At 57.4% G+C, this 21,911-nt stretch carries 22 protein-coding genes; all 22 read right to left on the bottom strand.

Going from position 1 to position 21,911, the window contains the following annotated elements; translation table 11 throughout:
- Positions 1–19: 19 nt before the first annotated feature.
- A complete protein-coding gene (locus B5F17_RS01345; RefSeq protein ID WP_087370012.1) occupies positions 20–817 on the bottom strand; it encodes a VanW family protein in 798 nt (265 codons plus the stop codon).
- Positions 818–972: 155 nt separating this feature from the next.
- Positions 973–1,494, bottom strand: coding sequence for a ribosome hibernation-promoting factor, HPF/YfiA family (hpf, locus tag B5F17_RS01340; protein ID WP_016148131.1), 522 nt, complete (start codon positions 1,492–1,494; stop codon positions 973–975).
- A 158-nt stretch (positions 1,495–1,652) separates the two neighbouring features.
- Entirely contained in the window at positions 1,653–2,495 is an 843-nt protein-coding gene (locus B5F17_RS01335) for a fumarate hydratase (protein ID WP_087370010.1), read from the bottom strand.
- Positions 2,496–2,521: 26 nt separating this feature from the next.
- Entirely contained in the window at positions 2,522–3,703 is a 1,182-nt protein-coding gene (locus B5F17_RS01330) for an amidohydrolase (protein ID WP_087370008.1), read from the bottom strand.
- A gap of 230 nt (positions 3,704–3,933) precedes the next feature.
- Complete coding sequence (locus B5F17_RS01325) at positions 3,934–4,407, bottom strand: S1 RNA-binding domain-containing protein (RefSeq protein ID WP_087370006.1); 474 nt, start codon at positions 4,405–4,407, stop codon at positions 3,934–3,936.
- A gap of 61 nt (positions 4,408–4,468) precedes the next feature.
- On the bottom strand, positions 4,469–4,789 hold the full coding sequence (locus B5F17_RS01320) for a septum formation initiator family protein (protein WP_016148135.1): 321 nt from the start codon (positions 4,787–4,789) through the stop codon (positions 4,469–4,471).
- Positions 4,790–4,840: 51 nt separating this feature from the next.
- A complete protein-coding gene (yabQ, locus tag B5F17_RS01315; protein WP_087370004.1) occupies positions 4,841–5,287 on the bottom strand; it encodes a spore cortex biosynthesis protein YabQ in 447 nt (148 codons plus the stop codon).
- Positions 5,284–5,559: a sporulation protein YabP gene (gene yabP, locus B5F17_RS01310; protein ID WP_087370002.1), complete on the bottom strand. Its 276-nt coding sequence runs from the start codon at positions 5,557–5,559 to the stop codon at positions 5,284–5,286. Before yabP ends, yabQ begins: the two co-directional genes overlap by 4 nt.
- A gap of 243 nt (positions 5,560–5,802) precedes the next feature.
- Positions 5,803–6,045, bottom strand: a complete 243-nt coding sequence (locus tag B5F17_RS01305) for an RNA-binding S4 domain-containing protein (RefSeq protein WP_087370000.1) — start codon at positions 6,043–6,045, stop codon at positions 5,803–5,805.
- Positions 6,036–6,317: an HU family DNA-binding protein gene (locus B5F17_RS01300; protein ID WP_016148139.1), complete on the bottom strand. Its 282-nt coding sequence runs from the start codon at positions 6,315–6,317 to the stop codon at positions 6,036–6,038. Before B5F17_RS01300 ends, B5F17_RS01305 begins: the two co-directional genes overlap by 10 nt.
- The gene (gene mazG / locus B5F17_RS01295) at positions 6,314–7,111 is read right to left on the bottom strand and encodes a nucleoside triphosphate pyrophosphohydrolase (RefSeq protein ID WP_087369998.1); all 798 of its coding nucleotides are present in this window, start codon (positions 7,109–7,111) and stop codon (positions 6,314–6,316) included. The genes B5F17_RS01300 and mazG overlap by 4 nt, the downstream gene beginning before the upstream one ends.
- Before the next feature lie 39 nt (positions 7,112–7,150).
- Entirely contained in the window at positions 7,151–8,740 is a 1,590-nt protein-coding gene (locus tag B5F17_RS01290; protein ID WP_087369996.1) for a putative polysaccharide biosynthesis protein, read from the bottom strand.
- 41 nt (positions 8,741–8,781) lie between these two features.
- Positions 8,782–9,174: a hypothetical protein gene (locus B5F17_RS01285; RefSeq protein WP_087369994.1), complete on the bottom strand. Its 393-nt coding sequence runs from the start codon at positions 9,172–9,174 to the stop codon at positions 8,782–8,784.
- Between the two features lie 74 nt (positions 9,175–9,248).
- Positions 9,249–10,175 carry a uridine kinase family protein gene (locus B5F17_RS01280; protein ID WP_016148143.1) on the bottom strand — a complete coding sequence of 309 codons (927 nt, stop codon included), beginning with the start codon at positions 10,173–10,175 and terminating at the stop codon, positions 9,249–9,251.
- A gap of 3 nt (positions 10,176–10,178) precedes the next feature.
- The gene (gene hemZ / locus B5F17_RS01275; RefSeq protein ID WP_016148144.1) at positions 10,179–11,645 is read right to left on the bottom strand and encodes a coproporphyrinogen dehydrogenase HemZ; all 1,467 of its coding nucleotides are present in this window, start codon (positions 11,643–11,645) and stop codon (positions 10,179–10,181) included.
- Entirely contained in the window at positions 11,642–12,286 is a 645-nt protein-coding gene (locus B5F17_RS01270) for an MBL fold metallo-hydrolase (protein ID WP_016148145.1), read from the bottom strand. The genes hemZ and B5F17_RS01270 overlap by 4 nt, the downstream gene beginning before the upstream one ends.
- Positions 12,287–12,314: 28 nt before the next feature.
- Entirely contained in the window at positions 12,315–12,767 is a 453-nt protein-coding gene (gene dtd / locus B5F17_RS01265; RefSeq protein ID WP_016148146.1) for a D-aminoacyl-tRNA deacylase, read from the bottom strand.
- A gap of 17 nt (positions 12,768–12,784) precedes the next feature.
- Positions 12,785–14,986, bottom strand: coding sequence for a RelA/SpoT family protein (locus B5F17_RS01260; RefSeq protein ID WP_040332911.1), 2,202 nt, complete (start codon positions 14,984–14,986; stop codon positions 12,785–12,787).
- A 34-nt stretch (positions 14,987–15,020) separates the two neighbouring features.
- Entirely contained in the window at positions 15,021–17,129 is a 2,109-nt protein-coding gene (gene recJ / locus B5F17_RS01255; protein ID WP_087369992.1) for a single-stranded-DNA-specific exonuclease RecJ, read from the bottom strand.
- A 254-nt stretch (positions 17,130–17,383) separates the two neighbouring features.
- Entirely contained in the window at positions 17,384–20,230 is a 2,847-nt protein-coding gene (gene uvrA / locus B5F17_RS01250) for an excinuclease ABC subunit UvrA (protein WP_087369990.1), read from the bottom strand.
- 27 nt (positions 20,231–20,257) lie between these two features.
- Positions 20,258–21,070: a 4Fe-4S binding protein gene (locus B5F17_RS01245; protein WP_087369988.1), complete on the bottom strand. Its 813-nt coding sequence runs from the start codon at positions 21,068–21,070 to the stop codon at positions 20,258–20,260.
- A gap of 17 nt (positions 21,071–21,087) precedes the next feature.
- Positions 21,088–21,909: an MBL fold metallo-hydrolase gene (locus B5F17_RS01240; RefSeq protein ID WP_087369986.1), complete on the bottom strand. Its 822-nt coding sequence runs from the start codon at positions 21,907–21,909 to the stop codon at positions 21,088–21,090.
- Positions 21,910–21,911: the final 2 nt, after the last annotated feature.

The raw sequence follows: 21,911 nt of genomic DNA, 5'->3' as shown, positions 1-21,911 counted from the left end.
GCCGCGTTTTCTCATGTACTCAGTGGGAACCGTAGGTACTGGTCGTGGTGTAGTTGACCTTACCGTTTACCGTACGGGTCAGGGTGTAGACACCGTTTTTCTCTGTGACCTTGATGGTCGGCTTTGCGATCTTGGCGTCTGCCGGTCCCAGAATGGACATAGTCAGCTTACCGCTCTTATCGTAGTATGTACCGATCATGACCGGGTAATCATAGGGGTTCTTGAACTTGAACTCGGGGCCGCCCCAAGAGACCGTCGCATCGCGTCCGCGCGGCAGATAGCTGACCGGCAGGCTGTGTGCACGACGGGCAACAATGGTCATGTTAGACTCGAGCGCTGCGTTAAACAGGGTCGACGATACCTGGCAGATACCGCCGCCAACACCAGTATCGGTCTGGCCGTTGACGTAAACACCGGCCTCCTTGTAACCGCGTGCCTTGGTACGCTGTCCGACAACCGTGTTAAACGAGAAGGTCGCACCGGGCTGAATGACGTAACCGTTGCAGGCCTTGGTCGCCAGCTGGATGTTGGTGTTTCGATTGGTATTGCTGCGGGCAAACTTGGTGGTGCAGGTGCCCAGCGTCTGGCCGTACGGGTTGACCCACGGCTTGGTCTCGGTGGGTTTCTGCGGCTGGGTCGGCTTTTCTTCCTTGGGCGGTTCGGGATCGGGCTCCACAACCGGCGGTACATAGGGGACAAACTCCTGGGTAAACTGCTGCGCCTGCTCCACGATCGCGGTCTGAGAATCGACCGGAGGTGCAGGTGCCGCATTGGTGCCGACGCTCAGTGCCAGCAGTAAAGCTGCGGTTTCCAGCATAATACTTCTCTCCTTTTATTTCTAATTCGATAATACGATATAAAATCGGTGAATCCAGAAAAAGATCGGGCGAACGGAAAATACTTCCGTTCGCCCGTTATTATAGCACGCTTTAAATCACCTTACAAGTAACAAGGGGATGACAAACAACGCCTTTAATCGCCTTCAATCAGGCCATAACCGCCGTTTGCGCGCTTATACAGCACCGCATAGCCGCCGCCCTCGTCTGCATTCTTAAAGAAGAAGAACTGGTGATCGAGCAGGTTCATCTGCAGGATCGCCTCTTCTACGCTCATTGCCTCGACATCAAAGTGCTTGCGGCGAACGACCTCAAACGGCTCTTCCATCTCAGCTGCATGTGCCGCAGCCTTTTCAAAAGCGCCCTGACGCAGTCTCTTTTCCAGACGCGTTTTATTTTTGCGGATCTGACGCTCGATGCGATTGATCGCGCCGTCCACCGACGCAAACATGTCGGTCGTGGTCTCCTCAGCACGGACGACCAGAGCGCCCTGTTTTACGGTCAGCTCAACGGTCTGGCGACCCTTCAGCTCGGAAAAAGTCAATACCGAAGAAGAATCCGTGCTGAAATAGCGATCGAGCTTCTCGACCTTTTTCATCGCATAATTGCGCAGATCATCGGAAATTTTCGTTTTCCTTTCGACGATGGTGAACTTCATAACATCATCTCCTATCAGGGCTGTGATGCCCCAAATTCTTGTGCAATCTCAAGGGGAATTGCTTGTACATATTATACTGCGCCCCCTATCGAATTACAAGAGTTTTTAGGAAGTTTATATAAAATTCATATTTCCGTCATCAGAAGGACACCGTTGTTTCAGATACGTCCTGCCGCGTGTCGGGTGATGTGGCAGCCGATGGAAATGGCGCACGGCAGGCTTGCGATGTGGGTCGGATAGGGCTCGATGGCGCAGGCCAGCGCGGTGACCGTTCCGCCCAATCCCTGCGGGCCGACACCCGACTTGTTAACGCGCTCCAGAATGTCGCGCTCCATCTCTGCGTAAAATTCGTCCGCGCTGTGCACGTCGACCGGGCGCAGCAGTGCCTTTTTTGCCAGCTCGCTGGCCTTGTCTGCCGTACCGCCCAGGCCAACGCCAATGATGACCGGTGGGCAGGGATTGGAACCGGCTGCGATGACGGTATCCGCGATGTAAGCGACGATCTGGTCACGGGTTGCAGCCGGCGTGAACATCTTGAGTGCGCTCATGTTCTCGCTTCCGCCGCCCTTGGGTGCGACAATGATCTCGATTTCCTCGCCCGGTACCAGACGGGTATGCAGCACAGCCGGGGTGTTGTCGTTGGTATTGACGCGGCGCAGCGGGTCGGACACGATGGACTTGCGCAGGTAGCCGTCGGTGTAGCCCTGGCGCACGCCTTCGTTGACTGCGTCCTCAAATGCACCGCCCACGAGGTGCACGTCCTGACCGACCGAGGCGAAGATCACCGCGGTTCCGGTGTCCTGACAGATCGGGACTTCCTGATCGCAGGCCAGACGGCAGTTTCGGATCATCTCGTCAAAGATGGTCTTGCCGAGCGGCGACTGCTCGGCCTCCTTGCCGCGGACAAACGACTGCTGGATATCCTCCGGCAGATGGTAATTGGCCTCCATGCACAGGCGGCGTACCAGCGCCGTCACCTCAGAAACATGCACTTCTCTCATTTCGATATTCCTCCCTGTGAAAATAGTTACCGCTCAGCCTCAAAGACAATGTTGCCGCCGCATACGGTCAGCACCGTGTGTGAGCGGAATGCAAACGGGTGATCGGAAAAGAGCGCCAGATCGGCGTCCAATCCCACTTTGAGCGCACCAATGCGATCGGACAGACCGAGAATCTCAGCCGGATAGCAGGTGATGGCGCGCAGCGCTTCGGTCTCATCCATGCCCTGCTCGGCTGCCACTGCCGCGCAGCGGCGCAGGTACTTGACCGGAGTTTCGGGGTGGTCGGTCGTGATGGCGACCTTGACCCCGGCTGCCGACAGCAGACCGGGCGAACGCTCGGTCAGGTCACGCAGTTCGGGCTTAGAACGGTCGGTCAGGAACGGGCCGCTCAGCACGGGTACACCCAGTTCGGCCAGATCTTCGGCAATCTTGTGACCCTCGGTACCGTGCACGATGACCGGACGGATGCCAAACTCTTTGCAGATGCGCAGACCGGTGAAAATGTCGTCGGCGCGGTGCGCATGGATGTGCGCCGGAATCTCACCGTGCAGCAGCGGCAGCAGTGCGTCGTACTTGATTTCGTAATCGGGTGCGTCCTCGTCGGGGTCTTCCTGCGCACGGCGGCAGCGCTCGTCGTATTCCTGCGCTTTTTTGAGTGTCTCGCGCAGGATGGCTGCGGTCGCCATGCGCGTGACCGGGGTCTCGTCCTTATCGTGATAGACCGCCTTGGGATTCTCGCCCAGTGCGCACTTGATCGCCGCGGGCTGCTGGACGATCATGCGATCGATCCAGTGACCGCTGGTCTTGATGACCGCGATCTGACCGCCCATGGGATTTGCCGATCCAGGACTGACCGCACAGCAGGTCACACCAGCCGCTCTGGCCTCCTCAAACGAGCGCTCCATCGGGTTGATGCCGTCGATGACACGCATCTGCGGGGTTGCCGGGTCGGTGTCCTCGTTGCCGTCCGCACCCTCAAAGCCCAGACCGTCCTCGTACAGACCGAGGTGGGTGTGGGCATCAATCAGACCGGGCATGAGATAGCCGCCTGCCGCGTCCACGCAGACATCAAAGCCGTCCTGCGCCGGGCAGTCGGACATCTCGCCGAGAGACGCGATCTTGCCGTCCTCTGCGGCAAGAAAACCGCAGGCGATTGCAGCGTCGGTCATGGGCATCAGGTGTGCGTTATAAATTAAAACTTTTTTCATGCAAAACCTTTCATAAATCGACTTTTTTCATTGTTGACAAGACTTTTTGACGGTGTTATCATAATATCGGTGATCGGAAAGATCACCGTGCACCGTTCATATCTTTATCCCCACAATCCTAAACATGTGCGTCCTCTGTCGGAGGGCGCAATTTTTTTGCCATTTTGGGGATCAATTAAAAAATGCCAGGGCACGGCAGCCCTGGCACACAAAAAACAGGGGGTTCGCGGTCATTTACGTCGGCGCGAACCGCTCTTGCGGTCGGTATTATGACGAATATCCGCCATGCGGCTCTCGCTGTCAGCCATGAACATCTTGAGCTTATCCTCAAAAGTCAGGCTTGCCGGGTCACGCGGCTGCTTGCCCTGCTGGGGGCGGCCGCCCTGGAACTGACCCTGACGCGGACGGGGCGCACGGCGCTCAAAACCGCCGGAGCGCGGTGCAGACTGCTGCTCACGCTGCGCCGGATTTTCCTGCGCACGCTTGATGGACAGGTTAATACGACCCGCATCGTCAATACCAATCACCTTGACGCGAACGGTATCGCCTTCCTTGATGAATTCCTTAATGTCGCTGACAAAAGAATTCGCCACCTCCGAAATGTGTACCATTCCGGACTTTCCTTCCGGCAGGGAAACAAATGCACCGAAGCCGGTAATGCCGGTGACTTTTCCTTCCAGAACTGCTCCTACGACCAAACCCATACCCTCTTGTCTTGTCCTCCGTGTTAAAAATTACGCAATATCCTGCGTTTGGATTACACCATTATTTGCTGGAAGAATCGGCAAACACGCGTTCCGAAGGCATGATGTAGCCCTGTTCGCGAGCCATCGCCGCGATCTGCTCATCGGTCAGACCTTCTTCCACCTGTTTGCGCAAAGCATCGTTTTCTTCCTGCTGCTGCGCAATGCGCGTTTCCATCTGTGCGACCTCATCCTGTTTTGCCCGGATGCGGCCCTGCATCTGTACGATGGAGATGACGCCATAGAATGCCAGACAGACCAGTGCGATGCGCCAAATGACGCGGTTGCGCTTTTTTGCCTGCTCTTCCGAAGGCGGTTTCCGTCTGCTCTTTTTTTGCTGCACGGTACTCCCCTCCTCGGACTCGATACACACAAACAACGATATACGTTGTAATTATAGCTTCTTTTTGTCAGAAATGGAAGTCTTTTTTGCGATTTTTTCTAAGTTTTTTTGTACCAATCGTCCGAGTGAGCAGACAGGACGGATGAAAATCCGTATGAGACGGACGATGCCGCGGGCAAGACGGCGCAGGAGGGTGCATACCATGCGGGTGACTGTACGCACGATGCCTCCGAGCAGAACATGTGCGCCGACGGCGCCAGCTAACATACCAATCAGGACAAAGCCGCGCACCTGTCCCCCGCTCAGTGTGACGGTGAACACGAAATATGCACCCAGCGTAATCAGCCAGAATAGTGCGTCGCGCAAGGCGGTTTGCCAGATCGGGCAGGTTTCCGCCGTGTGCAGCAGGTCATACACCAGTCCCAGAACTGCGCCCAGCAGTACCGCCTGAAAGAAACACAAAGTGAGGCTGCTGAGCGGCTGATAGAGCGCGATCATCCGAACAGGCGGCTCAGCAGTCCGCCGCGAGCTGCGGGTGTATCGTCATAGTCAAGTGACTGGATTTCTCCGGTCAGGGTCAATTCTCCGCGGTCGAGCGACAGCTTTTCCACATGCAGGTGCTCACCGCGCACGGTCAGGGTGCCCTGACTGGTTTCCATCGCGATTTCGGCCTCGTCAAAGGCTGACACGTCGGTCACCCCGGTCACCGACAGTGCCTGCCGTCCGGTCAGGGTCAAGCCGTGGGATAAATTGCGTTCTTCGTTCGGCATTCCGGCATTCCTCCTTTTGTTTTCACTCTATGCGGGTGGGGCTTGGGGTATGTCACAAAACAAAAAGCCATACCGGTAAGCGGTATGGCTTTGGGGGTGTAAGTTTTGGTGGATTCCCGGGGCGGACACCGGGAATCCATGGGGAATTTCGCATCCTGCGGGATGCGACGCAGGGCTCTGCCCTACGAACCCGCAGCCTTTGAAAAGGCTGGCGAAACTTTCAATATTGGGTGCGGTGGTGGATTAAAGAATCTCGCGGTACAGGGCTGCCGCGTCGTCCTTACGGACGTGTTCGGCAACATCGAGCACCTCAACCTTCATGGTACGCTGACCGAAGGCGATCTCGATGACGTCCCCGACCTTGACCTGATACGAGGCCTTGGCCTGACGGCCATTGACTACGATGCGCTCACCGTCACAGGCATCATTTGCCACGGTGCGGCGCTTAATCAGGCGAGAAACCTTTAAAAATTTGTCTAAACGCATTGGTCTACTCTCTCCTTGAGTGTCTTTGCAGGTTTAAACACCGGCACTCTGGCCTCTGCGACCTCGATCGGTGCGCCGGTGTGGATATTGCGGCAGGTGCGCGGCGGACGGATGCGTGTCTCAAAGGCACCGAAGCCGGGCAGATTCAGCTTGTCCCCGGTTTCGAGCACCGAAGCGATGGTTTCAAACACCGCATCGGCTGCCTTTTCCGCGTCTTTCTTGGTCATTCCGCTGCGCTGTGCGACCTGCGCGATAAATTCTGCTTTGTTCATTCGTGCTCCTTCTGCTTGGCAGCGTTCCAGAGCGCGTCCATTTCGGCAAGGCTCATCTCGGACAGGCTGCGGCCTGCATCCTTGGCTGCCTGCTCGACCTGCGCAAACCGACGGATAAACTTATCGGTCGTGCGGTTGATGGCATCCTCGGGATCGGTCTTGAGGAAGCGTGCGACGTTGACCACCGCGAACAGCAGGTCACCCAGCTCCTCGGACGGGTCGCCGTCTCCATCGATGGCACGTGCGACCTCTGCGGTCTCCTCGCGCACCTTGTCCAGTGCACCCGAAACCTCGTCCCAGTCAAATCCGACCTTTGCCGCCTTGTGCTGTACCTTCTCGGCGCGAATCAGGCCGGGCAGGCTGCGTGCGACGCTCTCCAGCGTCTCGGTGGTGGATTTCTGGTGTTTCTCCTTCTGCTTGAGAGCATCCCAGTTGGTCAGAACTTCGTCCGAGTTCTTAACCTCGACCGAGCCGAACACATGCGGATGACGATAGATCATCTTTTTGCAAATGCCGTCGGCCACATCGTCCATGGTGAACCGTCCAGCCTCGGCCTCGATCTGCGCATGGAACACAACTTGCAGCAGCACGTCGCCCAGTTCCTCCTGAAGCAGTACCGGGTCATCGTTGTCGATGGCTTCGACTGCCTCGTAGGTCTCCTCGATGAAGCTGCGCCGAATGGACTTGTGATCCTGCTCACGATCCCAGACACAGCCCTCCGGGCAGCGCAGAATGCGCATGATCTCCAGCAGATCTTCATACGTATATTTTTCTTTGAATGTAAAATCTACCATGATTGTTTTCCTTCTTTTCCGGGCAAAGACCGGTAATTTTTACTTCAGGCGCAGCAGCTTCACCAGCTTGTCGCCCTTGGGCATCATCATGATGTCATCTCTCTCGAGCGCATGCAGCGCCAGCAGCAGCACGACGTAAATCGCAGCCGCCACGCAGATGGCCAGAACAACGCCGACCGCGTTGCCGAGCACGCTGGACACCAGACGATAAGTAATGTATGCGCCTGCACCCATGCCCAGGCATGCCGCCATCGGACGCACGAACAGCTTGCCGATACCGGGCAGGCGGACATACTTGCGCAGAATGACCAGGTTTACGATGGTGATAAAGGTGTAGCATACGACCGTACCGAACGGTGCACCGTAGATGTTGATCTGCGGCATACCAACCAGCGTATAGTTGACTACGACCTTGATCACACCGCCGAGCAGCATGGAGATGACCGGCACACGGACACGGCCTGCGGCCTGCAAGACTGCGTTGGTCAGGCTGACCAGTGCGACAAAGGGAATCGCGAAGCACAGCACACGCAGACAAGCCGCACCAACCTCCGGTTCACCCTTGAACAGCATCCGGATGATCGGTTCAGACAGGACAAAGTAGCCCGTAGCGGCAGGCAGCGCGATCAGCATAGAAATACGCATCGCAGAGCCCAGATTCTTCGAGGTCAGTTCCTTATCATGCTTTGCCATCGCGCTGGCGATTGCCGGAACGATGGAGATCGCAAGCGCCGCAATCAGCGTCTGCGGCAGATTGTACATGGTAAAGGCCTTGGTATTGTACATACCAAACAGCTCATTGGACTCGGACAAGCTGTATCCGATCGATTGCAGACGGGATACGACCATAGTGGTATCGACCAGCGTGGTCAGGCTGGTGACCGAGTTTGTCAGCGTGATCGGGATGACCAGCCACAGCAGGCCATGCACCAGCTGACCGGTCGAGCGGCATTCCCGGCTGGTCGAACGCGCATGACGCGCCGGGTCACGCATGTAATAGACCCAGATACCGACCGCAGCCACGGCCTCACCGATGGTGATACCCAGAATGGCCAGTGCCGTGCACACCTCGACCGGCAGATTGCGGAACATGCCGACGGCGGCAAAGCCCAGACCCAGGAACAGCTTGCCCAGCGCCTCGACCAGCTGGCTCATCGCAGTGGGCAGCATGTTGGACTTGCCCTGATAGTAGCCGCGCACGACCGAGATGCAGGCGACAAAGAATACCGACGGTGCGACCGCCTTCATAGACAGAACGGCAGCCGGGTTTTTGATGAGGTCACCCAGCCACGACGCACCGAAGAACAGGAACGCCGAACACAGCGCACCCAGCGTGATAAAGACCAGTCCGGCGATACGAACGACCGAACGAATCTCGCGATTGCGTCCGAGGGTATAGGACTCGGAAATCATCTTGGACAGCGCGACCGGTACGCCGGCTGTCGAGATAACGAACATCGCGGTGTAGAACTGATAGGCGACGTTGAAAACGCCCATGCCCTCGTCCAACAGCAGATGCTGTAAGGGGATCTTAAACAGCGCACCGATCACCTTGACCAGCATGTTGGCCACGATCAGGATAATGGCACCCTGTAAAAATGTTTGCTTTTTATTGTTTTGCTGCGGCAATGTTGCACGCCCTTTCTGTTACGATTTTCTGGTTTCCGGGCTTACAGCGGACTGCCGCAGCCTGCGCAGTAAGCATCGTCCCGGCTGCACTGACGGCCGCAGCGCGCGCAGGTACATACGGTCTTGAGCGCACCGAGCTCGTCGCGCAGCTCACCGATCTCAGTCTGAAGCACATCGAGCTGTGCCAGCTTGCGCTCGATCACGTCCTCGTCGGTCTCTGCACCCTGATGGATATCATAGATGACCTTGCCGATCTCCTTGTACAGCACTTCACACTCGGTCGTGCGGTCAAAGATCTGCAAATTCAGGCGGGTTGCCTGTGCCATCTCTCCCGCTTTCTTGCCTGCACGATCGGCAGCCTTAACTGCACCCGTGCGTGTCTGTTCGGCGACAACCTTGATTTTTTCAAGCAGCATCGAAACGTTATGATCCATTTTTGACTTCTCCTTTCGCAGGGCCCTTTCGGCCCGTCTCAGGCCATGGCACCCCATCGGGATACCCGTTTGATTTATCCGATAAACTCGTGCAGCACCGATGCCTCCGGGATGTACGGCAGGTAATCGATCGGTTCAAACAGCGTTGCCGCGCGGTATGCTTCGCGCAGGTCGGCCTTTTCCAATGCATCGAGATGTTCGGTCAAGGTCTCCCGCAGTGCAGGATACAGGATATTGCTCTCATAGGGCAGATAAGTGTCGATGGTGAACTCGGCATGATGGCGGTAAGGTGCGATATACAGCCGCTCGCCGCGACGGATGGACAGCCACTGTCTGATGGTCTCGACCACCGATGCACTGCGGAAATGTGCGTCGCGCAGCGCACGGCGTGCAAAGCGCAGCACCTCGGGCGTAAACCGTCCGCCCTGTCCGTCCTGCACCTGTGCTTCAATCGACAGGTACACGCAGCTCGACTGCTCTTCCAGACCGCCCGTAATAACATCATTGAGCGAATGAATGCCCTCAATGATGACGATTTCGTCCTTGGAAAGGCGCATGGGCGTTACGTTCAATGTCTGCCGTCCGGTTACAAAGTCAAATGCCGGGACGAGGATTTCCTCACCCTTGGCCAGTCGGTGCAGATGATCGCTCAGAAGCTGCAAATCCATGCACAGCGGCGATTCCAGGTCAACCACGTCGTTTTCCTCGTCGTAGGGCATGGAATAGCTGTCACGGCTGAGGTAATAATCGTCCATGGAAATGCGCTGGCTGCGAATGCCCCGGCGCTCAATCGCACGGCACAGACGGTCAGCGGTCGTAGTCTTGCCAGCCGACGACGGGCCGTTGAGCAGCAAAATGGGACGATCGGCCAGCCGTTCCCCGAGCAGCTCGGCGGTGTCGTCGATCTGCTTTAAGTACGCGGCTTCGCTCTCCTCGATGAATCCCTTGGGGTCGTTCTTTGCGCGGGCATTCAGCGTCGCGAGGTCGTAGGTTTTCAGCATGTGTTAGTCCTCACTTTCGCGGAGTAACCGGCGTTTTCCGGCTTGGATGCGCTCACCGGCTTCCAGATATTCCCGCGGATACTTGGGCGGTGTAAATCGTGTGATGCGTCCGGTGTCCCGGTCTACGCGCTTGGATACCCCGCCTGCGCCGCAGGACAGGATGGTCTGGATTTCTTCCATCATCGCAATGTTGTAAAAGCTCTCGGTGTCCGGCTTGCACCAGCCCACGTTCTCAAATCCACCAGCCGAAAACTTTTGGCGGTAGAGGTAGTACGGGCCGTATCCTGCACGCGGCAGGTGCTCCATGGCAAAGTCCAGCATCTGGCGCACTGCGTCATGCTGTGCGGCATTGCCTGCCCGGTCGGACAGGTCTGCGCCGCGCTTGATTGCCAAAGTATGCACAGTGATGTTCTCCGGGTCGAGCGCGATCAGTTTGGTGATGGTCTCAGCAAAGCTCTCGGGTGTGTCGCCGTCCAGTCCGGCAATCGTATCCATATTGATGACCCGGAAACCAGCACTTCTCGCCTGCTCATAGGCGCGCACCACATCGTCCGCCGAGTGTCTGCGGCCAATGCGTGCAAGCACTTCGTCGTTCATGGTCTGGGGATTGATGGACACGCGATCTGCACCGCCTGCACGGATGGCGTGCAGCTTTTCCGGGGTGATGGTATCCGGACGTCCTGCTTCCACAGTATATTCACGCAGCGCGGAAAAATCCATTGCTTTTGCTGTCACGTCCATCAGACGCGCCAGCTGGTCGGCCGACAGCGTGGTGGGCGTGCCGCCGCCAATATAAATCGAGGTGACCTTCTTGCCCATCTCACGCAGCAGCGCACCGGTGCCCTGTACGTCGGCGCACAGCGCATCGACATAGGGTTCGATCAGTCCGGCAGACTTTTCGATCGAGCTGGACACGAACGAGCAATAGGCACAGCGCGACGGACAGAACGGAATGCCCAGATAGAGCGAGACCTCGTCCTCTCCCAGTCCGTCCAGCGCCTGTTCGGCATACGCGGCACAGCGTACCGCCAGTGCAGTACGCGCAGGCGAGACAAAATAGCGGTCACGGAACTGCTCTGCGACCTGTCCGCGGGTCATGCCGCGGTGCAGCAGCGAGCGCACCAGCTTAGCCGGTCGTACACCGGTCAATGCGCCCCAGTCGGGCGGTGTCTGCAAGCCGGGTGCGACCGTGTCGTAAATGCCCAGCTTGACGATCTCGGACAGCGCACGCTTACGCGCCATCTCGTCCAAGCCAGTGCTCTCAGCCGTGCGCGTGCTCGTGCGCGTCACGCCTGCCAGCCGGGTCTCTGTCTGCACGGTCATCACGCCGTCCCGCTCGGTCAGCGCCGAGCAGCAGAAATCGTCCGTGCCGTCATCCTCCTGACGGCGTAACAGCGCCGCCGGGAGCAGCTGAAAAAGCATCTCCTCAGCGGCGTGTATGAGGTCATGTCCGATCAGCGTGTAATTCATTTGCCGACCGCCTGACGCATATACGGGTTCATGCGGCGTTCTTCTTCCAGCGTGGAAGCGCCCTCGTGTCCGGGCAGCACATGCATGTCACCGGGCAGGTCATGCAGACGCTTGAGCGACTTGAGCATGAGCGAAAAGTCACCGCCCTCAAGGTCACAGCGTCCGCACTCGTGGCGGAACAGGGTGTCGCCGGTAAACAGCACGTCACCGACGCGCAGGCAGCTGGAACCTGGGGTATGACCGGGCGTGTGCAGCCAGGTGACGGTCAGGCCGCCCACCTGAATCTGGGTGCCCTCCTTGGCTAAGATGTCCGGTTTGATTCCCTCGTATGCAGTGCTGGGCAGGCCAAAGCGGCGCAGCGAGGCGGACAGCGCCTCCGGGGTGAGCATCCACAGGTCATCCTCATGGATGGCAAGCTTAGCGCCGGTCTCACGCAGAACGTCCTTAACGCCCAGAATATGGTCAAAATGACCGTGGGTGAGCAGCACCCAGGTGATCTTGACCCCATGTTCCTTGGCAGCGTTCACGATGGCCGGGCCGTTATCGCCCGGATCGACGACCGCACCCTCCATGGTGTTTTCATCGTAAAAAATATAGCAATTTGTGCCGACCATGCCGACACACAGTTGTAAAATCTTCATGTTTTCCTCCAGCTCGCGGGGTGTTCGATCAGCCGCGCATTTCAGCGGTATCCATCCAGATAGTGACCGGGCCGTCATTGATCAGGCTGACCTTCATATCTGCGCCGAACTCGCCGGTCTCGACCGGCAGCCCGCTCGCGCGGCAGCGCTCCAGAAAGCGCTCATAGAGCGGAATCGCGGTCTCCGGACGGGCTGCACGCATAAAGTTCGGGCGCTTGCCCTTGCGGCAGTCGCCGTACAGGGTAAACTGGGATACGACCAACAGTCCGCCGCCGACATTGGCACAGGAAAGGTTCATTTTATCGTTTTCATCGGTAAAGATACGCAGTCCGACACACTTGTCAGCCAGATAATCGGCCTCGGCCTCGGTGTCGCCCTCGCACACGCCCAGCAAAATCAGCAGGCCGTGCGAAATACTGCCGTGCACTGCGCCGTCAATCGTGACCGACGCGTCTTTTGCACGCTGAATGAGTGCTCGCATGGTATTTGGTTTCCTCCTCAGCGTCCGGTATCGCTCGCAATACGTGCGACATCAACGACGCCCTTTGTGTTCTTGATACGGGTCATAATGTGCTTGAGCTGACGCACGCCGCTGACGTCGATGACCGCATTGATCACGCCGTAGCCATCTTCCAGATCGCGTGCGTTGAGGTCACGTACATTGACCTTGGCCTGTGCCAGCAGCACGGCAATGTCAGCCAGCACGCCGGTGCGGCTGCGGGTAGAAATTTGCAGCGCGGTCGAGAACTTGTTGTTGCGCTCGAGCAAATCCTCATCCCACCAACAGTTGACCCAGCGGCTGCGGTCCTTGTCTTCCTCGTTGATGCGCACGTTGACGCAGTCACGGCGGTGAATGGACACGCCGTAGCCGCGCGTGATAAAGCCGATGATGTCATCGCCCGGAATCGGGGTACAGCAGCGAGCAAACTTAATCAGGCAGTTGTCAATGCCCTCAACGATAACGCCCGAATCGCTGTGCTTATTCTTCTTCTGCGGCTGCTGTTGGGTCTGGTTTGCCATCTGCTCGGCCTTCTCCAGACGTTCGGCGGCGCGGCGTACCCGTCCGACCTCATCCTTGACCTTATTGAGCACCTTGGTCAGCGTGATACCGCCGTAGCCCAGCGCTGCATACATCTCGTCGATGGTCTGATAGCTGAACTTATTCAGGGTATTCTGAATGACTTCCTCATTCTCATAAAAACCGTTATACAGCAGGTTTGCGCGCAGTTCGCGGTCCAGGTCTTCCTTGCCCTTGATGATATTTTCCTCACGGCATTCCTTTTTGAACCACTGTTTAATCTTGTTACGTGCCTCGGTCGTGCGGACGATCTTGAGCCAGTCACGGCTGGGGCCGTGCGCTTCCTTGCTGGTCAGAATCTCGACGATATCGCCATTTTTAAGCTGGCTGTCGATAGGTGCAATGCGTCCGTTGACCTTGGCACCGGTCATACGATTGCCGACTGCCGAGTGGATGGCGTACGCCAGATCGATCGGGGTTGCACCGGCAGGCATGTTGACGACGTCACCCTTGGGCGTAAAGACGAATACCTCGTCAGCGAACAAATCGACCTTGATGGCCTTGATGAAGTCCTCTGCCTCGGTGTCCTGCTGGGCTTCGAGCAGCTGGCGAATCCACGAGAACGCCTGCTCGTTGCCTACCTTATCCAATCCCTGCTTGTACTTCCAGTGCGCCGCGACACCGTACTCTGCCATCTTGTGCATTTCCTCGGTGCGAATCTGGATTTCAAACGGGATACCATCGCGGCCAATAACCGTGGTGTGCAGCGACTGGTAGCCGTTGGGCTTGGGTGTGGAAATATAGTCCTTAAATCGTCCCGGAATGGGCTTATACAGGTCATGCACATAGCCCAGGACGTTATAGCAGTCGGCCACGGTATCTACGATGACGCGCACGGCGCAGATGTCGTAGATTTCGTTCATGGTCTTGTGCTGGGAGTACATCTTGCGATAAATCGAGTAGATATGCTTAACGCGCGCCGAGATATCATGACGGATACCAGCCTCGTTGAGCTTGAGCGAGATGCTCTCCTTGATGTGATCGAGGAAATCCTCGTATCGCTCGGACTGCTGTTCCAGTCCGTCCACAATTTCCTGATAGCCAATCGGGTCAAGGATACGCAGACACAGGTCTTCCAGCTCCCACTTGATGCGGCTCATGCCCAGTCGGTGCGCGATGGGCGCGTAGATCTCCATGGTTTCGAGTGCCTTGTCGCGCTGCTTGCGCTCGGGCAGATACTGGAAAGTGCGTGCATTGTGCAGGCGGTCGGCCAGCTTGATGAGGATGACGCGGATGTCCTTGGCCATCGCCATGAACATTTTGCGCAGATCTTCAAACTGCTCCTGCTCCTTGGAATAGCGCAGCATACCCAGTCGGGTAACGCCGTCTACCAACTCGGCAACCGAAGTGCCGAACTTATTCTCAATTTCACGATAGCCGAACTCGGTGTCCTCGATGCAGTCGTGCAGCAGGCCGGCACAGATCGAGTCGGTATCCAGTCCCATCTCCACGATGATCTCAGCCACCGCGACCGGATGGATGATGTAGGGTTCGCCGTTGCGGCGCTTCTGACCTTCATGCGCCTGTGCCGCGCACTCGTAGGCGGCACGGATCTTCTTGACATTGGCCGAGGGGTTCTGCTTTTCCACCCGCTCGATCAGAAAATCAATCCTGTTTTTCATCGGAGCGCTCATAACTTTGACACTTCCTTTATTCTCAAATCACACTGCCCTGCATCGTATTGCAGTCCTTGCTCATGGATTGCAGGGTCTTGAGGACAACCGACTTGGAAATATCGGCCTTGCCCTCGATATGTTTTAGCACAATATTCAGCTGTCCTTCCCGGAAGTGATAGCTGAGCAGACGGCTCTCGCTGAACACGTCCAGGCAGACCAGCAGCTTGCCGATGTTGATCTCGCGGCGGCTCTCCCACGATACCCGGCGCGACAGTGCACCGTCGGGCACCGACAGCCAGCCATCTTCGCTGCGGCTCAAAATATGTCTCCAGACCGCGACCAGATCACGACGCTCAGGCAGCAGCACGCGGGCTTCGCGTGCGGTCAGCGCACCGTCAGACATGAACCGATTGTACAGGTTCAAAATCTTCTGGTCGGCCATGACCTCGCAGGTGCTCAGCTGAATATCACGGATGACCAGCTGCACGCTGCACCGTCCGCGGTACTCATTGATCTCCAGACAGAATGCCGCGTCTACATAGTTGCCCTGTGCAAATCCGCATCCGCCCTGTCCGGTACCGAACAGCATGGCCGTGTAGGTCTGGCCATCCTTGGACAGCGTCAGCCGCACATGGCGGTCGGACGAAATGGGCGTAATCTCCTCGACCAGCAGATCGCACATGGAAAAGACCGGCTGCGGGTTGCCCATGCCAAACGGCTCGAGTACATCCAGCCCACGGGTGGCCTCGGTCGAGATAAACTCGGGTGCAATCGGGCAGTCAATGTGCAAAATGGGCATGAGCTCCTGCGGGTTGACATGCTCCCGCGCCCAAGCCTCCATATTTTCATGGAACTGCTGAATATTTTCCTCGCGGATGGTCAGTCCGGCGGCCAGTTCGTGTCCGCCGAAGCGTTCAAGCAGCGGTGCGCTGTCGCACAGCGCTTCATACAGGTTAAAGCCCTTGACCGACCGTCCCGAACCCTTGCCGATGCCGTCTTCCAGTGCAATCAGCACGGTCGGGCAGGCGTAGCGGTCGCAGATGCGCGACGAGACAATACCAATCACGCCGTGGTGCCAGTCCTCTCCGGCCAGCACGATGACCTGATCTTCCAGCGGGTCATACTCCCGGCGCAGCTTCTGCAAGGCCTGTTCCAAAATCTGGTTCTCGGTCGCCTGCCGCTGCTTGTTCTGTTCGCACAGCGCCATGGCCAAGGTCTGTGCACGGCGCGGATCGTCGGTCAGAAACAGTTCTGCGGCCATGTCCGCATGACCCAGACGGCCTGCGGCATTGATGCGCGGCGCTAAAATAAAGCTAATGGTCGAAGCGGTCAGGCGCTTTCCCTGCTGTCCGGACTCGTGCAGCAGCATGGACAGACCGACGTTTTGCGTCTCTGCCATGCGGCGCAGACCTGCTGCGACAATAATACGATTTTCCCCGACCAGAAGCATGACATCAGCCACCGTGCCCAGTGCGACCAGGTCGGCGTACTGTTCGAGTACGGCGCGCTGCTGGCCGTCTCCCGCCAGTGCGCACGCCAGCTTGAACGCCACACCGACGCCTGCCAGCTCGGCAAACGGGTAGGTGCTGTCGGCACGCTTGGGATTGACAACCGCGTTGGCATCGGGCAGTTCTTCCCGACATTCGTGGTGATCGGTCACGACCACTTCCATGCCGAGTTCGCGTGCACGAGCAATCTCCTCGAACGCCGAAACGCCCGAATCCACCGTGACAATCAGCCCGATACCGTCCTGCGCCAGTCGATCCATCGCGCCCATGCTCAGGCCGTAGCCCTCGCTCAGGCGGTCGGGAATGTAATGGCGCACATCAGCACCCAGACTGCGCAGCACACGCGTCATCACACAGGTGGAAGTCACGCCGTCCACGTCGTAGTCGCCGAATACTGCGATCTTCTTTCCCTGTTCGATCGCTCGGCGAATGGTGTCCCGCGCTTTGGTCATATCAGGCAGCAGCATTGGATCATGCAGCTTTGCGGGATCGGTTTCCAGAAAGGCGCGGGCAGCCTCAGGGGTGTCAATCCCGCGCGCGCATAAAGCGGCGGCAGCAAGCGGCGTAAAACCACAGCTGCGTGCCAGTGACCGCACGGTTTCCAGGTTGGGTTTGGCGGTCACCCATCGTTTCATTTTCATGGTTATCCCTCGAAGTATTCTTATTCAGACTTATCATAGCAGAAAACACATGAAATCTCAACATATTTTGCCGTCCTTTCTTGCCCTGTATCCATGAAACGCAGAAAAGGCGTCTTAAAGTTTGTCTTTATATGCTGTAAGCACGAACACGCAGTCCGCATGCGTTCCCGTAAACTGCACACATTTTTTGGAGTTTTGAGCCCCCAAAGAAAAAGACCGCTTCAAAAAGCGGTCTTTGACATAGAACTGATATTTTATTCGGCTTCGCGGCGTTTGCGGTCGCGTTCGAGCATCTTTTTGAGGTATTTTCCGGTGTAAGACTTTTCGCACGCGGCAACGCCCTCCGGTGTTCCGGCAACAACCACCTCACCGCCGCCGTCACCGCCCTCGGGACCGAGGTCGATGATATAGTCGGCGGTCTTGATGACATCCAGATTGTGCTCGATGACTACGACCGTGTTTCCGGTATCGACCAGCTTTTGCAGCACGTCTACCAGACGGTGCACATCGGCAATGTGCAGGCCGGTGGTCGGCTCGTCCAGAATGTAGATGGTCTTGCCGGTCGCACGCTTGGACAGCTCGGTCGCCAGCTTGGCACGCTGTGCCTCACCGCCCGACAGCGTGGTCGACGACTGGCCGAGCTTGATGTAGCCCAGACCAACGTCCTGCATGGTTTGCAGCCGCCGTGCGATCTTGGGCACATTCTCGAAAAAGATCAGCGCCTCGTCTACGGTCATATCCAGCACTTCATAGATGTTTTTGCCCTTGTAGCGCACTTCAAGGGTCTCCTTGTTGTATCGCTTGCCCTTGCACACGTCACAAGGCACATAGATATCGGGTAAAAAGTGCATCTCGATCTTGAGCAGACCGTCACCTGTGCACGCCTCGCATCGGCCGCCCTTGACGTTAAACGAGAATCGTCCGGGGCCGTAGCCGCGCATCTTGGCATCCTGTGTCGAGGCAAACAGGTCACGAATATCGTTGAACACGCCGGTATAAGTTGCCGGGTTGGAACGCGGCGTACGTCCGATGGGCGACTGGTCGATATCGATGACCTTGTCCAGATTTTCCATGCCCTCGATGGAGTCGAACGCACCCGGTCGGGTTTTTGCACCGTTCAAATCAGCAGCCAGCTTCTTGTACAGAATCTCGTTGATGAACGACGACTTGCCCGAACCGGACACACCGGTCACACAGGTCAGCGTGCCGAGCGGGATGGAAAAATCGGTGTGCTTTAAGTTGTTGACCGCCGCACCGCGCACGGTCAGCCACTTGCCGCTTCCCTTTCTGCGCACCTCGGGCACCGGAATGAACCGTCTGCCCGACAGATATGCGCCGGTGATGGACTTTTCATCCTGAAGCATCTCGTCGACCGTACCCTGGAACACGACCTCACCGCCGTGCACGCCTGCACCCGGGCCGATATCCACGATATGGTCGGCAGCGTACATGGTGTCCTCATCGTGCTCGACCACGATCAGCGTGTTGCCCAGATCGCGCAGACGTTTGAGCGTATCGAGCAGTTTGTCATTGTCACGCTGGTGCAGACCGATGGACGGCTCGTCCAGAATATACAGCACGCCCATGAGCGACGAACCGATCTGGGTCGCCAGACGGATGCGCTGGCTCTCACCGCCCGACAGCGTACCCGAAGCACGCGACAGGGTCAGGTACTCCAGTCCGACCGACTGCAAAAATCCCAGACGGTCCAAGATTTCCTTGATGACACGATCACCGATCTTGTGCTGCATCTCGGTCAGTTCCAAATTATGCATGAAATCCAACGCCTTGGTGACCGACAATTCACAGTACTGGGCAATGTTCAGACCGCCTACCGTAACCGCAAGAATCTCTTTTTTGAGGCGATGGCCGTGACAATCCGGGCAGAGAATCTCACTCATGCAGTCCTCAATCTCGGCACGCATGTAATCGCTGTTCGTCTCATGGTAGCGGCGTTCCAGATTGTTGATGATGCCCTCAAACGGCTGGCTCATCGTGCTGCCCGAAAAGCGCTTGACCGACAGTTCCAGCGGTTCGCCGCGCGTGCCGTACAGCAGCGCGTCCAGCGCATCCTCGGAGAAGTCGCACAGCGGGGTGTCCATGGTAAACCCAAAGCGCTTGCCCAGCGCATCATAGTACATGCGTGAGATCGAGCCAGGTTCGGCGTTCGACCAACCTGATGCCCGGATGGCACCCTCGGCAATGGACAGCTTGCGGTTGGGAATGATGCGGTCGGGGTCAATCTTCATCTGGATGCCCAGACCGGTACAGGTCGGGCAGGCACCATAGGGATTGTTAAACGAGAACATACGCGGTGTCAACTCTTCGATCGAGATACCGCAGTCCTCACAGGCATAATTCTGGGAGAAAGTCAGCGTTTCCCCGCCGATGACATCGGCCAGCACCAGACCGCCCGACAGTGCGGACGCGGTCTCGACCGAGTCGGTGATACGCGAGCGTGCGTCCGGGCGCACGACCACGCGGTCGACCACAACTTCGATCGAGTGCTTTTTATTCTTCTCCAGCTTGATCTCCTCAGACAGATCGTACAGATTGCCGTCCACCCGCACGCGGACATAGCCCGACTTGCGGGCGTCATTGAGCACCTTGACGTGTTCGCCCTTGCGCTGGCGCACGACCGGTGCCAGAATCTGCATTTTGGTACCCTCAGGCAGGCTCATCAGCTGGTCAATGATCTGGTCAATGGTCTGCTGGTGAATCTCCTTGCCGCACTTGGGACAGTGCGGTGTGCCGATTCGCGCCCAGAGCAGACGCAGGTAATCGTAAATCTCGGTGACCGTGCCCACCGTCGAGCGCGGGTTCTTGGAGGTGGTTTTCTGGTCAATCGAGATTGCCGGGGACAGGCCGTCGATATAGTCTACATCGGGCTTCTCCATCTGTCCGAGGAACTGACGCGCATAGGAGGACAGCGACTCGACATAGCGGCGCTGACCCTCGGCGTAAATGGTATCGAACGCCAGCGAGGATTTACCCGAACCAGACAGGCCGGTGAAAACCACCAGCTTATCACGCGGGATGGCGATATCCACATTTTTAAGGTTGTGTTCTCGCGCTCCCTTGATATAAATTTGCTCTTGCATAGATCTTCCTTTCGTACCGATATCCGCTCACACAAAGGTGGCGTTGTCCGCTCTGCGGGCATAGCCAAGTTCCAGCTCTTCCTTGTGGTACAGATATCCGGGATCGTCGTAATATTTCGCGCCGGTGGGACATTTTTTCACACAGGCGCAGCACTTGATACAGACACCGGGAACCAGCGACGGGTTGCTCTTGTCAATCGAGCCCATTGGGCAAGCGTTCACACAGATGCCGCAGCCGTCGCACTTATCCGGGTCGGTTCTGGGTTTCACTTTCAAAATGTTGATGGGATTTCCCGCACGGTCACGGGGTGTATAGTAAGGACGGACAGGATCTTGACCACCAACCTGTGCCGGCGTGACATAGGTTCCTGCGGTCAGTTTCTCCCAGACCGCGTCGGCAAATGCACGCGCCTCGGCAAGGTCATCCGCGTCCGGTCGTCCAGCTGCGAGGGTGCGCGAAAAAGCGTGTTCTCCGACAAAGGCCGCACCCGCGATGGTATGAAATCCATCTTCTTCTAAAATGTTGCGCAGTTCCATCAAACCGTCGTCGTAATTGCGGTTGCCGAACAGCACGACCGGCACGGCCAGCGCACCGCCGCCCACAACCGTATGTAAATACTTGACCAGCAGATTGGGTACACGTCCGGCGTAGACCGGTGTACCAAAGACGACCAGATCATCCGGGCCAAAGGTCTTGACCGTCTCGCGGGACGCGGGCAGGGTAAAATCGAAAACTTGGTAATCGGTTCCGGCGTGCTGCGCCAAAGTCTGCGCAATCGTGCACACGACCGTCTTGGTCGTATCGGTCGCGCTCCAATACATCGCGTGAATGGTTCTCATCTGTCTCTCCCCTCTCGTCATAGGTCGACCTGACTGCCTGCGGGCAGATATCCGATCTGATCGCCCAGCATATCGTGCAGTACCGCGTAAGCATGCTCACCGGTACAGTGTCCGGTCAGGTAGCGTGCGCCGGTTTTGCCAAGCCGCTCGCCCACCGCACGAATCAGTTCGTCCGGTTCGCTCTTCTTCTGGCTGGGACTATACAGGTGCATGCCGCCCACCACGACATCGGGCATCCGTCCGGCGTGCTCAGCCGCACGCTGCACCAGATTGACCACACCGCAATGCGCACAACCGGTAAACAGGATGCACTTGCCCTTGTCGTACACGATCAGGCTCTGTTCATGGGCAAAAGCATCAGGTACGTAGGCATCACCCACCCGCTCGAGCAGGTTTTTGCCGCCTTCGGACTGGCATTCGGTGCCGGTCACGTCGGAAAACAGCAGCAGATTGGGGCTGACCTCGTACACGTCCCCGGTGAGAACCAGACGCGGATGATGTTCCAGTTCAGGGTCCAAGCCGATTGGCCGCACACCCTCGGGTTTGCGCGAAAAGTGCGGCTCAAACGCCCGGGAATGGACGTAGACCGGCGCGTGATCGTTCTCTCTCAGAAAGGCGGACAGTCCACCGCCGTGGTCATAGTGTCCATGGGACAAAAACGCGCGGTCAACACGGGCAATGTCCAGCCCCAGCGCATGCGCGTTGCGCAAAAACAGTTCACTCTGTCCGAGGTCGAACAACAGGTGCTCGCGCTCGGTCTCAAGATAAAAACTCAATTCATGCTCACAGCCGAATATTGGGTCGGCTGCATGCTCCTCGACCAGCGTATACAAGCGCATGT

It is taken from the genome of Butyricicoccus pullicaecorum (assembly GCF_002160355.1).
Classification (GTDB): Bacteria; Bacillota; Clostridia; order Oscillospirales; family Butyricicoccaceae; genus Butyricicoccus; species Butyricicoccus pullicaecorum.
The sequence above is the reverse complement of the archived record's forward strand: the minus strand, read 5'-3'. Positions and strand labels throughout refer to the sequence as shown.